At 55.0% G+C, this 15,106-nt stretch carries 9 protein-coding genes; 3 read left to right on the forward strand and 6 right to left on the reverse strand.

Annotated elements, in window-relative coordinates; all coding sequences use genetic code 11:
- Positions 1-10 precede the first annotated feature (10 nt).
- The 6 genes from nagE to H151_RS0103105 all read right to left on the reverse strand — a co-directional run bounded on the left by nagE (position 11) and on the right by H151_RS0103105 (position 11,860).
- The gene (nagE, locus tag H151_RS0103080; protein ID WP_019960163.1) at positions 11-1,765 is read right to left on the reverse strand and encodes an N-acetylglucosamine-specific PTS transporter subunit IIBC; all 1,755 of its coding nucleotides are present in this window, start codon (positions 1,763-1,765) and stop codon (positions 11-13) included.
- A 14-nt stretch (positions 1,766-1,779) separates the two neighbouring features.
- Positions 1,780-4,356, reverse strand: coding sequence for a phosphoenolpyruvate--protein phosphotransferase (gene ptsP, locus H151_RS0103085; RefSeq protein WP_019960164.1), 2,577 nt, complete (start codon positions 4,354-4,356; stop codon positions 1,780-1,782).
- Between the two features lie 16 nt (positions 4,357-4,372).
- Entirely contained in the window at positions 4,373-6,739 is a 2,367-nt protein-coding gene (locus H151_RS0103090; protein WP_019960165.1) for a beta-N-acetylhexosaminidase, read from the reverse strand.
- A complete protein-coding gene (locus H151_RS0103095; RefSeq protein WP_019960166.1) occupies positions 6,736-7,506 on the reverse strand; it encodes a DUF6445 family protein in 771 nt (256 codons plus the stop codon). The genes H151_RS0103090 and H151_RS0103095 overlap by 4 nt, the downstream gene beginning before the upstream one ends.
- Positions 7,503-9,074: a tryptophan halogenase family protein gene (locus H151_RS0103100; RefSeq protein ID WP_026353788.1), complete on the reverse strand. Its 1,572-nt coding sequence runs from the start codon at positions 9,072-9,074 to the stop codon at positions 7,503-7,505. Before H151_RS0103100 ends, H151_RS0103095 begins: the two co-directional genes overlap by 4 nt.
- A gap of 71 nt (positions 9,075-9,145) precedes the next feature.
- Complete coding sequence (locus tag H151_RS0103105; protein WP_026353789.1) at positions 9,146-11,860, reverse strand: TonB-dependent receptor; 2,715 nt, start codon at positions 11,858-11,860, stop codon at positions 9,146-9,148.
- A 234-nt stretch (positions 11,861-12,094) separates the two neighbouring features.
- Here H151_RS0103105 and H151_RS0103110 point away from each other — a divergent pair, with 234 nt between their 5' ends.
- From H151_RS0103110 to nagA, 3 genes are read left to right on the forward strand one after another with little or no spacing between them, the layout of a single operon-like run.
- A complete protein-coding gene (locus H151_RS0103110) occupies positions 12,095-12,859 on the forward strand; it encodes a GntR family transcriptional regulator (protein WP_019960169.1) in 765 nt (254 codons plus the stop codon).
- Positions 12,860-12,864: 5 nt separating this feature from the next.
- Complete coding sequence (locus H151_RS0103115) at positions 12,865-13,896, forward strand: SIS domain-containing protein (protein ID WP_019960170.1); 1,032 nt, start codon at positions 12,865-12,867, stop codon at positions 13,894-13,896.
- A complete protein-coding gene (gene nagA / locus H151_RS0103120) occupies positions 13,896-15,047 on the forward strand; it encodes an N-acetylglucosamine-6-phosphate deacetylase (RefSeq protein ID WP_019960171.1) in 1,152 nt (383 codons plus the stop codon). The genes H151_RS0103115 and nagA overlap by 1 nt, the downstream gene beginning before the upstream one ends.
- The last annotated feature ends 59 nt before the right edge of the window (positions 15,048-15,106 follow it).

Here is a 15,106-nt window from a genome sequence, read left to right on the forward strand (position 1 = left end):
TTTTTTAAGTTTAGAGCGCGAAGCGCTTCAAATAGCGGCCATCGGCCACCAGGTAATGATGTGCGCCATCCTTGGTGCCTGTGCCCACGGGCCAGACCTTCTCTGCGCGCAGGGCCTCGATTGAGACCGCCGTCTCATCTGTTAGATCAACAATGAGACGATTTCCTGCCGCCAGGATGACAGATTGAATATTTGCCAAGCCGCCCAGGGCGACCTGCAAGGGCTCTGGCAAGCCCTGCGCCAGGACCGTTTGGCCCTGATAGGTTTGAGCTTTATCCTCAACCACCGGTGCGGGCGCGGGGGCGCTTGATGACCCGCCTTCACTTTTCTTCGCCGCATCCAGCTTATCTGCAATCAACTCCGCCGTTGGCCCGACCACAACCTGCAACGTCGTAGGAGATGGGGCGACAAAGCCCTTGGCCCCCAATTGACGCAAACGGTCCTGATCGACTTTATCTTGACTGACGATGTCGAGGCGCAAGCGCGTGGTACAGGCACCCACACGGGTCACATTCTGCGCCCCGCCCAAGGCATCCAAGAAGGCAAAACCTTCATCACCAAACGCCCCGATCGGATCAACAGTGCTGGAGGTTGAGATCGCCTCTCGGCCCGGAGTTTTAAGGTCGAAAAGCTTAATCGCCGCGGTAAAGAGCGCAAAATAAATCCCGCCATAGACCGCCCCAATCGGAAGGATCCAAAGGGGGTTCGTCCCGGCCTTGAAGTTCAAGGCATAGTCAAAGAAACCGGCCGAAAAGCCAAAGCCCATTTTGACATTTAAGAAGTCCATCAAGGCCATCGACACCCCGGTCAACACGGCGTGAATGACATAAAGCGCCGGTGCCAGGAACATAAAGGCAAATTCAATCGGCTCTGTCACCCCGGTCAGGAATGAGGTTAAAGCCATCGAAATAAACATGCCGCCCACTTCCTTACGCCGTTCAGGCAGGGCTTGACGATACATCGCATAACAGGCCGCCGGCAGACCGAACATCATCACTGGGAAGAAACCGGTCATAAAGCCACCCGCATCAGGATCACCGGCAAAAAAGCGATTAAGATCGCCCGTTGCACCCTGATAATCCCCCAGAACGAACCAGGCGAAATTATTGATGATGTGATGCAGCCCCGTCATAATCAGCAAGCGGTTAAGCGTGCCGAACAGGAAAACGCCAAATTCGCCCAAGCCGACAATGCCGCGCGAGACCGCTTCCATACCCGCATCAAGATAGGTGATGGTAAGACCGAAGAAGAGCGCCATCGCCATCCCAGCCACAGCCGAAACGATGGGCACAAAGCGCTTTCCGCCAAAGAAGGCGAGATATTCAGGCAAGCGAATATCGTTGAATTTGTTATATAAAAGCCCTGCCCAAATCCCCGATAGAATACCCATCGGCACCCACATCAGCTTGAGCGTGTTTTTGATATAGTCGGCCGCCACGACGCCCTGATAGGCCTCTGGCACCCCGGCAAGGGTTTGCGGCGGTACGCTGATCAAGGTTTCTGCGCCAAAGCGCGTCACCAAGAAGCAAACAAGACCGGCCAAACCGGCCGCCCCATGGCCGTCTTTAGAAAACCCGACCGCGACCCCGATGGCGAACAATAATCCCAGATAGGAAAAGATCGCATTGCCCGAAGCCGCCATGAAAGGAATGTCGAGAAGGTCAGGTTGGCCCAAGCGCAGCAGAAGACCGGCCGCGGGCAGAACCGCGATTGGCAACATCAAGGCCCGGCCCAGGCGCTGTACCCCAGAGAGTGAGAATGACATCGTTTATTCCTCCCTTACAGCCAGCGATCAAGATCGGGCCATTGCGCGGCGATATGGGCGCGCACATCCTTGGCACTCATCAGGGTTTGCACGGTTTTCGCCGCCGCCTGACAGTCTTCGGTTTTCAAACTACGGATAATGGCTTTGGTCGGGGCAATCATGGATTCCACAACCGAAAGCTTGGTGATCCCCATCCCGATGAGGATCGGCACCGCCAAGGGATCAGAGGCGAGACCGCCGCAAACACTGACCGGGGTATGGGTTTTCTGTCCCACTTCACCCACACGGGCAATCATACCCAGAACGGCCGGGTGCATGGCATCGAGCTGCCCCGCCAACGCCGCATGACCGCGATCCATGGCCAGGGTATATTGGGTGAGATCATTGGTCCCGATGGAGAAGAAATCAGCGACCTGCGCGATTTGCTCGGCAATCACGGCGCTGGCCGGGGTTTCGATCATCGTACCGATCGCAGGCAGGCTGGAAATACCCAAATCATCGGCTTCTTCACGCACGACCGCGCGAAAATCAATCAGCTCCTGCGGGCTTGCCACCATGGGCACCATGATCTGGATATCGCGCTGGCGTGAAGCGCGCAGCAAGGCACGCACCTGTGCCTTCATCAAATCAGGCCGGACAAAGAAGGTCCGCACACCGCGTAGGCCCAGGGCCGGGTTTTCTTCATCGCCCAAATCCAAGAAGGGGACCGGCTTATCACTGCCGACATCCATAGTGCGAATGACCACGGGCTGGCGCTTCAAACATTCTGAGATCGCAGCATAGACCTCTTCCTGCTCATCCTCATTGGGCGCTGTGCGCCGATTGGTGAACAGGAATTCGGTCCGGAGCAAGCCACACCCCTCCGCCCCGTGGCGGATGACGCTGGAGGCTTCATCAACACTGGCCAGATTGGCAAAGACATGAATGCGCTGACCATCCTGGGTCGAAGCAGGCTCCAAGGCCTCCAAAGCCGCCTTGGCATTGGCCTCCTGACGGCGCTTGCGCTTAACCTCAAGATCTTTGATCAAATCATCGGCCGGGTTCAACACCAGGCGCGCCTGACCGCTATGGATCATCGCCTTGGTGCCCGCTTCGATGTGCAAAAGCTCATCGCCCAGAGCAACGAGGGCCGGAATATTTTCCGCCGCAGCCAAAATGGAAACGTGCGAGGTCGCGCCGCCCGACGCCAGTGCCAGACCCGACAGCCCCGCCTTGGCGTAGAACATAAATTCTGATGGCATCAAATCATCCGCGATCACAATCGCGCCTTTGATCGCGGCCACATCATGAATTTCCACATCACCATAGAGGATTTTGAGAACCCGCGTTTCGAGATCTTTCAAATCCGCCGTACGCTCGGCAATGCGTTTATCGCCACTGGCGCGCAGGATTTTGGCTTGCTCGCCAATCGCCGCGCGCCAGGCTTGGCCTGCGCTTTTCCCCTCAATGATAAAGCGCTGGGCCGGTTCGATTAAGATCGGGTCATCGGCCAGCTCGCCATGGGCTTCCAACATGGCCGCCTGCTGACCGCGCGCCTGAACGGCTTCCTTATGGATATCGCCTTGTAATTGCTTCAAGGCCGCATCGAGTTGAGCTTGCTCATCTTGCGCACTGCCTTTGGCATCAGGGATATCCATTTCAAAAGGCTTATGGACATAGATCGGGCCTAACACCATGCCGGCACTAACCGCGACGCCCTGAAATTGGCCCGGCACGCTGGCATAGCGCAAAGGCGCTTTGGGCGTCTCCGCCCCGCCTTCGCGCTCAACCGGGACAATCTCATCGCCCGCACCGTTGCGAATAAGGGCTGAAATCTCTGCCAAGAAGGCTTCGCTGCCCTCACCCTTGATTTTGATCGTGACGCTTTCGCCATGGGCCACACCCAGACCCATCAGGCTCGCCACGCTTTTACCATTGGCGCTGGCTAAACCCGCTGAAAAGCTCACTTCACCTTTAAACGTTTTTGCAAGCTTGGCGATCTGCGCGGCCGGGCGGGCATGAATGCCATCGGCCATCTCGATCACGACTGAACCTTCAGCCAGCGCCCCAGCGACAGAATGCAAAGTCGCGCCCTTGGTGCTCGCTTCGCGCTCTTCCAACGCGATGATTTTGGTCAAGGGCCGACCATGTTCGATAAAGCCCGCTTCAGGGGCATCCACCCAGCGATAGCTGTCACTGTTCAACAGAATAATCGGTGTAATCAGGCTTTTTGCGCCCAGGGCCACACCATTGATATCAAACCGGACCAGCGGCGTACCCGGATCCACCTTCTCACCCACAGCGATCAAAGGCACAAAGCCTTTACCGCCCAGGCTCACCGTTTCCAGACCAATATGGATCAGGATTTCTGCGCCATTTTCCGCGCGCAAAGTAATGGCATGCAGCGTGCGCGCCAGGCCAATAACCTCACCCGCGCAAGGCGCACAAATCGTATTGCCTAAAGGCTCAATTGCAAATCCAGGACCAAGGCTTTCACTGGAAAACGCTGGATCGGGTACAGTCTTTAACGCTGAAACAAGACCTTCAACCGGGGCGATAAAGCTCATTTCCGCCATGGTGGGCTCCGCTTGGATGGGGGCTGGTGTGGGCATGATCGGCCTCATCCTTTTAAGGGTTCAAACGCACAGCATCGATCACCCACAGGGGATCAAGCTGGCCAGTATGGAAAACAAAACACAGATCGCTGGGGCCCGCGCTGGTCGCGAGATCCGCCCTCAAATCCGTCAGGGTCAAATTATCCTGCGCCGGGGCAAGATCGAGGCGCGCAATCTCCTCACCCTCACAGCCCCCGGCCAAAACCCGCAAGGCTTGGCGATCGTCTAACAAGGGTCGCACCACGACATTATGAATGTCATGCATCAGTTGGAAATTATACGGCACTTGGCCCACAGTGACCGTGATTGAGCTTGCCTCATTCACCGGTGCCTCAGGCCAGATCCAGCACGGATCCATAATATTGACGCCAAAATTGGCCCGTGGGCCATGGATCGGCGCATCATCAACCAGATAAATCACCAGATCATCCGCGCACATCGTCAATTGGTCATCGCGGCGCGCATAGCGGGCATTGCGCGTCACCTCAAAATCCACAATATCGCTGAGGCGACGATCGCCATCAAAGGTCGCGGCACGCAAACGCCCTGGACGATCCACCACAATCGGACCCGTGGCCAACGATGATGAGGGCGTAGGACGGCCCTGCCAGCTATAGCGAATATCGCCAAAGCCGGCTTGGTTGGAAAGTTGGATCTGATCAGGTTGGCCCTGCGCATCAAAGCGAATATCGGCCAACGGACGCACGGCGCTGTCGGCATAATCCAAACCCATCTCGCGATAGCGCGATTTAAACCGCGACAAACGGGTCATGAAGCCGTCGAAATTGCGGCTCTCCGGCGCACTCCAGCCCAACTCTGCCAGGGCAGAGATACGCGGGAAGGCCATATGAGTGACATCTGTTTCCTGACGCATATGCTCAGTCCAGATATTGGCCTGCACGCCTAGGATATGCTTGCGTTGATCCTGGGTCAGGTCACCCCCAAAAGGATCAAACTCATAAAGCTGGCGCAAAGTCGTCAAACGCCCCCGGCCGGGCGTTTCATGCGCCCCATTGGCCTGACGATAATCAAGATACAGATGGGAGTTGGGCGACAAGATCGCATTTTTACCCTGATCGGCCGCCGCCTTCGCGCCCTCTAGCCCGCGCCAGGACATGACGGTCGCATTATCGCTAAGCCCGCCTTCAACAATCTCATCCCAGCCTACAAGCGTGCGGCCATGCGCGGTCAAAAACTCATCCAGACGACGCGTGACATAGCCTTGCATATCATGCTCATTCGCGATGCCCAATTCGGCCATGCGCGCTTGAACCTCTGGGGAGGCTTCCCACTGATCCTTGGGCGGCTCATCCCCGCCGACATGAATATAAGGGCTGGGGAAGAGCTCAATCACTTCGCTAAAGACATTCTCCAGGAAGGTAAAAGTGTCTTCATTGACGTTGAAAAGATAGGGATAAACGCCCCAATCAGCCATCACGGCGCTGGGCGGATTGTCAACCGAGGCCAGCTCTGGATAGGCCACGACCGCCGCCAAAGCATGACCAGGAATATCAATTTCAGGCACGATTGTGATATGGCGCGCGGCCGCATAAGCGATGATATCCCGGACCTGATCCTGGGTATAATAGCCGCCATAAATCGGTGCTTCTTGGATGTCTGGATTATGCTCGGGATCATACGCTTGACCCGCAGGGACGCGAAAGGCCCCCACCTCCGTCAGGCGCGGATATTGCGCAATCTCCAAGCGCCAGCCCTGGTCATCGGTCAAGTGCCAATGCAAGGTATTGAGCTTATGAAGCGCCATCCAGTCGATGAAGTCCTTGATATAACCCACAGATTGCATATGACGCGCGGAATCGAGCATCACCCCGCGCCAAGGAAATTCCGGTGCATCCTCGATCGTAACAGTCTCTAAGCTCAACAAAGGCTCTGCACCCCAATCGGCCATCAATTGCCAGAGGGTCACAGCGCCATAAAAGAGACCCGCTTCATCGCTAGCCAGGATCTCAATCCCGCCGGGACGGATCGCAAGACGATAACCTTCCGCCGCGATGTCTTGAGCCGGATCAAGGTGCAGCTGGATTGCGCCATAGGGCGCTTGGCCGTGAAAGGCATGAGTGGGAAGCCCTCGCCCAGTGCTCATACGCACCCATTCAGAGAGTTGATCGGCCACCCGACCCGCCGCCTCATCGCCCGCACCATAGGCCAGCGGCGTTACGGGGCGCACTTGGAATGTGCCTTGCTCATCCACCACATGGCGCGGCGCTGGAATAACGGCCACCACATCGCCTTCTGCCGCCCGATCGGGCACAACCTCGCGCGAGCACGCCGAGAGTGCCAACGCCCCCACCAGGCCTAAGCCCAGAAGCGCCGTTTTAGAAAGGTGAGACAAAGAAACGTGTGGTCGTTGAATGGTCATGAGGCGATTGGCCCTTGTTGTAGGCGAAGAAACGTATTGACGGTCAGACGGCCCTTTTTGGGATCGGCCACCAAAGGAAGATCATCGGGGATGGAGCCCGAATGCAGCATGTTAGAGGGATAAACCACCAGACGATTGCGCCGCGCGCGAACCTCGCCCACGCGCTCAAATTCAGCCATATCACCATTGACATAGCGCGCCGGAGCATGGCCATTTTGGCTTAGATCCTGGGCCATGGCCTGGGTATAAACCCCAACCCGATCAGGGGTAATCCGCTCAAACCCCGTCTGGCGATGACGATAAAAACTGGTGCCGCCAAATTCCTCATCACGCAAATAATGCAAGATCGCCAATTGCTGCGGATCGGGCGTGTCAAAATGCGGATAGCGTTGAGCAAGGCTTAAATCTTCTGGCGGCGTGGTTACGATGGACAGATCACTGCCCGTAACGCGCACCTTCGCGGCCGCAGGAAAGCCAAACACCTGATGAAACAGCGGATTTAGCAGGTGAAAAATCCAGGCGACATAGGCGCGCGGCATCGGCGCACGCACACCCGGATAGGCATTACCCGCCGCGGGAACCGGCGCATATACCGCATCTTGACAGGCATAAGCCTCCAGCGCGTCAATCTCGTGTAAAGCGGGATCAAGGATCAAAACCGGCAGACGCTCCTGGCCCATCAGCTCAATCCGCACCTGAAGATCAGGATGCGGGCTTAGACCGCTTAACCGCTCCGCAACCGGAATATCGCCCGCCGCCGCACTCATCCGCGCATCCCAGCGCGCAGTGGCGCACCAAAGCTTTGGGTTTGCAGCGCCTCGATCAACGCACGGTGATCGGGCAAGGCCTGAATGGCCCGCGCACCGGCCTGCCGGATGGCGGCAAATTCACGCTTGGCCTGTTCAATATAGGGATAGGCCGCTGCATTATCGCTGAGGTCAGGGCCGCGCCCTAAGCCCAGCAAAATAAACTCGTAATTGATATGGCGGAAGGTTTCATGCACGCTGGTGAGATCATACTGACTGGGCATACGATAGGCCCACACATCCAGCTTATCTTTCAGCGTTTGTGGCCAGCTTTGCGGATTGCGATTATCGCGCCAAAACGCCGTATCATCCCGGTTCGATAGCGCAAAATGCATTTTTACGAAGTCAATGGCGTTTTCAAACCGCTCCACCATGGCGCGGTTAAAGACCTTGGCCGCAGGTGCCAAGGAGCCACGCCGGGCAAATAAATCGCCCAACAAAGTCGCGGCCGCCTCCACTAACAAGATACCGGTGGATTCCAAAGGCTCCAAAAAGCCCGCCGACAGCCCAATCGCGACACAATTGGCTTTCCATTGCACTTTGCGATAGCCGGTCTGCATGGCGAGGTGACGGGCCTCACGCCCCTCGGCGATCGGGCCCAAATACGTGCGCAGCACGTCTTCCGCGCGGGCCGGATCGGTATGGCGGCTCGAATAGACATAGCCCACGCCGCGGCGATCTTTTAAGGAAATTTCCCAGGTCCAACCGTTTTCTTGGGCGCTCGAACGGGTGACACACGGTATGGGCTGATCGGCGCGCTCATAAGGCACAGGTAAAGCCACTGCGCGATCACAAAAGAGAATATCATCAATCGGCGTCAGATCTTGGCCCAAAGCTTTGCCTAACAGATGAGCCGAAAATCCGGTACAATCGATGAAGAGGTCGCCTTTTATGACACCGCGCTCTTGGGTGATCACATGATCAATCTCGCCGGTATCATTAAGCTCAACGCCTTGAACATGGTCGAGAATATGGGTGACCCCCTTCTCCAGACCCACAGATTTCAAGAAATCAGCAAACTTAAAAACATCAATATGATAGGCATAGTTCAGCGGGCCCGAAAACGCCTCATCGCTTAAACGCTTGGGCGCTTTACCCGCTCTGTAGACATCATATTGCGGGGTTACGGCCGCCGCAAACTCACAGCCCAATTGGTCCGCCATCAAGGACCAATAAGGCGATAAATTCACCCCACCCATCTGGCGCGGTGATTGGAAGGGGTGGAAGTAGCTTTGCCCCTCACCCTCACCATTTACATACCAATCGGCGAAATGAATGCCCTGTTTGAAGGTCGCATCGCACGCGCGCATGAAGGCGGCCTCATCCACGCCCATGGTCGCCAAGCTTAAGCGCAAAGATGGCAGTGTGCCTTCACCGACCCCAATACTGGGCACGATGGGCGATTCAATCAGCGTAATGGCCACGCCACCGGGCCGAGCACAGCCCAAACGGCTGGCTAACAGCCCTGCTGTCAGCCAGCCCGCGGTGCCGCCCCCCACGATGACAATATGATCGCGTTTCTGGGTCATTGCAGACATAAGTGTTGAGTATAAAAACAATGGGCCAGCTGCCTAGAGGCAACTGGCCCACGCCCGTCCCCTTAGTAAGAGGCTTTTACGCCGAAGTAGAAAGTCCGGCCGTTGTCATACAAACGTGCAGGACGGCTTTCCAATTCGTAGTATTGCTCAAGCGTTTCACCAGTGATGTTCACCGCTTCCAACGTCAGAGCAATATTTTCATGCGCATACCAGGTCACAGACCCATCCAAAGATGAGATTGGCTTGTGGTAGAGGTCCATGTTCCGGTCTACACCGAGATAGAACTCACTACGGTAGTTGTAAGATAGACGCGCATTAAGCCAATCATTCTCAAAGTAACCGATCAAGTTGATCGCATGTTGAGAGTTTTCTGGGATTGGATCACCATTATCAGCTTCCGCATCAGAATACGTATAGTTCGACACAAACCCGAAATTATGCGGCAGAGGCTGTTGATAGCTGATCTCAACACCTTGGTTACGACCACCAGCGCCGTTTGAAGCGCGTGTGATTTGGTAATCACAGGTATAAAGGTCGGCGTTTGAAGCTACAGGTGTTGCCACACAGTTATTTGCAGCATTGGTCACACGACCATCCGTTGCCCCATTCGGGATCGTCAATGCATGACGTTCCGTCACAGATTTGTTTGAAATATAAGATGCAATATCTTTATAGAACACAGCAACGGACAGCATGCTGTCATCACTTGGATACCATTCAAAACCGAAGTCAAAGGCGGTTGCACGGAATGGGTCCAGCTCTGGGTTACCACCGCTACCCACAAGCAAGCTATCAGTCAGAGAAACAGCACCGGTCAGCTGGTTATAGTCTGGACGCGCCATGACCCGTGAAGCGGACGCCCGCAGAACCATGTCTTCATTCAAATCAAACACAAAGTTTGCACTTGGCAAAATGTCATCATAGCTACGGCTGTCATAGGTACGCGCTGATGGACCGAAGGGGTTATCAAACGCGCCTGGTGTACCGGCAGGTACGCCAACATTGTATGACATCACGGTGTGTTCAGTATTCACATACCGCACACCAATGTTACCGCGAATACGATCAACATTGAACTCTGTCATAACGTAAGCGGCTTTGATCTCCTCCGTGATCCCAAACGAAGAGCCTGGGTTCAAGAAGTGAAAGACATTGGCTTGGTCATAGATTGAGCGAATAGCACCTGGATCCGCCAGAAGATAGGCATTCAGTGTACCAGAACCACCAATACCATCAAGGAAATCGCTCGGGGTAGACTGACCGGTATAAACCGTCGCCAAGCTACATGTGCTATTCCCACACTCAGCAACATTAGCGCCACCAATCAAGTAATTGGCCCGACCAGCAATAAAGTCAACATCACGGTCATGCTTAGCGTACTTCGCACCAACTTGAATGTTAGAGAACGGACCCTCACTGAATTCATGGGTCACATCGCCATACGCGAAGAACTCATCATCCGTGTTCGATACGTTTTCCAAAGACGCCCAACCCAAAGCCAAAGCCTGCGCATCGGCAGCTGAGTTTGGATCAATATCGGTGAACGTAACTTTCGGCGTACCAGAAGTCAGGTCATAGCTAACACCGGTTGAAGCATTAACTTCCCAGAATGGCTGACGATTAGTGCCACCTTCAGCATGGGTATGACCAATTTTACCGTGCAAAGTGGTGCCTTCGCCAAACGCATATTCAAAGTCGAAATCGACAGAGTTTACCTTGGTCGTGGCTTCACGCACGATGGTGTCATAAACAACACCATTAGTGCCTGGAATTGCATCCCACGTGGCGCGCAGCAAAGTCCCATCCGCACCCTGCTCAGTGTTGTAAGGCTGGCCCGCAGGTGCCATACGCGCACCCCAGAACATATAGTTATAGTTCACATTGTTCGCATCCATTTCCGAATGGAATGCATTCAACGTGCCTTCAAACTGGCTATTAGGGCGGAATTGGATGGCGATATTGCCACCCTTACGCTTACGCGTTTGATTGAACAGCGCAGAGCCAATCAGATCAGGCACAAAAAGGCTTTCCCCACCCTGATCAGCAATATTACGCGCGGTGTAACCTAAAACTTCAATACCATCACGGCGCAATTCGCGCTCTTGATACATTGCCGCAGCAAGAATACCAATGGTCTCGTTTTCATTTTTCCAGCTGACCAAGCCTGATACATAAGGTGTAGTTTCACCGGCGAGGTCATTGTATGCGCCCTGCGCAGACAAGCGGAATTCAAGGCTATCAAGATCCAGTGGTTTACGGGTCTCAATATTCACAGTACCGCCCACGCCGCCTTCATCGATATTGGCTTGGCTGGACTTGTAAACCTGAACATTACCGACGATTTCTGATGGCAACATCAAGAAGTTAAAGCTGCGCGTTGCAGAAAGCTGGTCAAGAATAAACCAGTCTGCGGTCGCCACATTATGGCCGTTCATCTGCGTCAAGTTACGGTTAGAGGCAACACCGCGGATTGAGACGCGCTCACCTTCACCATACTCACGAGAGATCGAGATACCTGGCAGACGCTGCAAGGATTCAGCGACGTTTTTATCGGGGAACCGCCCAACATCTGTCGCAGTAATCGCATCGATAATGGCATCCGAATTGCGTTTTTGCGCAATGGATTGCTGCAGGGACTGACGGATCCCTTGCACCACGATGACATCATCAACTTGTGAATTGGTTTCACTCTGAGCGAGCGCCGTCCCACTGGCCAACCCAGCAGTTAAAACAGACATACTCGCCATGCATAATAGGCTTTTTTTCAAGCTCGGCATGATAAGTCCTCCCCGAACATTTATCCCTCAAGCACCATACCAATTTAGGAGCCCGGGGAATTTGTATTGTTCCAATTCATAAGAAGGCATGAAATGAAATCCCTTTCAAGTCGAATCTTGAAGTTTTTTTGAAGATTACATCTAAAATTTATTGCTGCAGCGCAACAACAAATTGAGGGTTTGACATTGGCGAAAGGATACCAATTATAGATACCAATTAAGAAAGAGACGAAAATGGGCCAAGAGATCATTTTCCGAGCTCTCAATAACGAGAGCGGGGAGCCGTTATATAAACAACTTCAGCGCAATCTGCGTGAAGCTGTCGAAAGCCAGGCTTTGGCGCCGGAAAGCATGTTGCCGACCGAGCGTGAGATTGCTGAGACCTTAGTGATCTCGCGTGTCACCGTGCGCAAAGCCGTTGAGGGCTTGGTCAAAGAAGGCCTGCTGACCCGTCGTCAGGGGGCGGGCACTTTTGTGGCCGGGCGTATTGAAAAGAATTTCGCGACCTTAAGCTCTTTCACCGAAGACATGGAAGCGCGCGGGCGCAAGCCCTCCAGCCAATGGATTTTGCGTGAAAAAGGCACCGTCACGCCCGACGAATCGCTCAGCCTGGGCCTTAGTCCTGGCACACCGGTTTTCCGCTTTCACCGCCTGCGCATGGCGGACAATGAGCCCATGGCGGTTGAATTTACCACCATTCCCACTAGTGCCCTGGGTGATATCGATAAGGTTGATACCTCACTCTACAGCGCACTGGAAGCCAATGGCCATCGCCCTGCGCGCGCATTGCAACGTTTGCGCGCCATTCCTTTTGAAGGGCGGATCGCAGAAATCTTGAAAATTCAACCCGGTAGCGCCGGGCTCTATATCGAGCGCCGTGGCTATCTTCAAACCGGACAAACCGTAGAGGTCACCGAGTCGTATTATCGCGGTGACGCCTATGACTTCATAGCAGAGCTCAGCACCGGAAGTATTGAGCCGCGAAAAAGGGGAGCATAGTCCAGATGGTATCCTTGGGCTCAACACAAATGCATAAAGAAGCAGGCGAAGCCGGTGAGGTTTGCCGCCGCTTGCTCAGCCGCAATAAAGATCTTTTTCAAGAGCTTGGTGCAAAATTTCGCGCCAATCCACCAAAGGCGATTATCACCAATGCCCGCGGCAGCTCTGATCATGCCGGCGTCTTCGGCAAATATGTGTATGCGACCCAACTGGGCATACCGGTGATTGCGGGCTCGCCGTCTTTAGCCTCGGTCTATGGCGCGCCCATGCAGGTTGAGGGCATGTTGACGCTCTCGATCTCACAATCGGGTCAAAGTCCCGATATCGTGCGTTCTGCTGAAGCTTTAGGCAAAGCGGGAGCCGAAACCCTCGCCTTCGTCAATGTTGAGGATTCCCCGCTGGCACGCGCCAGCACCCATGTCATTGCGCTCCATGCCGGTCCTGAAACCAGCGTCGCGGCGACAAAAAGCTATATCGCGTCTTTAGTGGGCCAACTGGCCCTGGTGGCCCATTGGAAACAGGATGACGCGCTTCTGGCGGAGCTTGATCGTCTTCCAGACCTCTTGGAAAAGGCGGCCCAAGCCAATTGGGGCACCGCCTTTGCTGAGCTGCAATCGGCCCGCGGGCTATATATTCTAGGGCGCGGGACCAGCCTGGGCGTCGCCAATGAAGCCGCGCTGAAGTTCAAAGAGACCTGCCAGATCCACGGCGAATCCTTCTCCACCGCCGAATGCAGCCACGGCCCGCTCGCTTTGTTGGGGCCAACCTTCCCGGCTTTGGTCTTCGTTCAAGACGATGCCACAGCAGAAAGCGCACGCCATTTGATCACCCGCATGGTGGATATGGGGGCGAAAGTTTTGGTCGCCGGACCAAAAATTGAGGGCACCTTGCATTTGCCTGTGCCGGAGGCCCATCCTTTGCTGCAACCGATCTTGATGATCCAAAGCTTCTATCCGGCCGTTGCCGATCTGGCTTTAAGCCTGGGCTGTAATCCCGATCAGCCCCCAGCGCTGCGCAAGGTTACGGAAACAGTCTAATGGTCACACGCTTCACCCACGGCCAGATCTTGCTGCCTGACGGCTTCTCGCCTGAGGCAGAGGTCGAGGTGCACGCTGGCGCGATTGTCGCTGCGGGCCCCTTACCACCCGCCGGGTCTGACACAGAGATCATTGACCTTCAAGGCGATTATCTGGTTCCGGGCTATATTGATGTTCAGGTCAATGGCGGCGGCGGGGTGTTGTTTAATGATCACCCGACCTTAGAAGGTGTGCGCACCATTGCTGCGGCCCACCGCAGCTATGGCACCACCGCCATGATGCCAACCTTGATCAGCGATGCCTTGAGCGTTGTCAAAGCCGGCATCGAAGCCGTCGATCAAGCGATCGAAGCGGGCGATGATAACATTTTGGGCATTCACATCGAAGGCCCCTTTTTGAGCCCGCAAAAATGCGGCATCCATGATCCGAAGAAATTCCTGGTCCTCGATGATGAGGCCGTAGACATTTTATGCAGCCTGAAACATGGCCGCACCCTGGTCACTATTGCGCCGGAAATGAATGAGCCCCATCACATTGAAACGCTGGTCAAGCGCGGTGTGATTGTGGCCTTGGGCCATACCAATGGCCGCTATGAAGATGCCAAAGCCGCCTTGGCGGCCGGGGCCAGCGGTTTCACTCATCTTTATAACGCCATGTCCCCCATGCAGAGCCGTGCACCCGGCGTGGTTGGGGCGGCGATGGAGAACCAGAACGCCTATGCCAGCGTGATTGTTGATGGGCGTCATGTCGATCCGGTGATGTTGAAACTGGCGCTGAAAGCGCGCCCCCATGATCGCTTCATGCTGATCACCGATGCCATGCCCAATGCTGGCACCGACCTGGATCATTTCATCCTTCAGGGCCGTAAAATCTATGTCCATGATGGTGAGTGCCGCGATGAAGACGGCGTCTTCGCCGGGGCGTCTCTGACCATGGATGATGCGGTGAAAAATTCTGTCGCCCTGCTCGACCTCTCCCTCGAAGAGGCGGTGCGCATGGCCAGCACCTATCCGGCCCGCTTCCTAGGCCTTGATCATCGTTATGGTCAAATCACACCGGGAGCCAAGGCTCATCTTCTCCGCTTGAATAAGGCCTTCGATGTTGTGGGTGTCTATTCGCAAACCGGGTGGGTCATGAGAAAGGCCGCTTAGCATTTAAAGTTCCCCAGTTACTGGCTGCAACTTGCACCCAGCTTTCCAAAGGAAAGCTG

The organism is Woodsholea maritima DSM 17123 (genome assembly GCF_000382325.1).
Classification (GTDB): domain Bacteria; phylum Pseudomonadota; class Alphaproteobacteria; order Caulobacterales; family Maricaulaceae; genus Woodsholea; species Woodsholea maritima.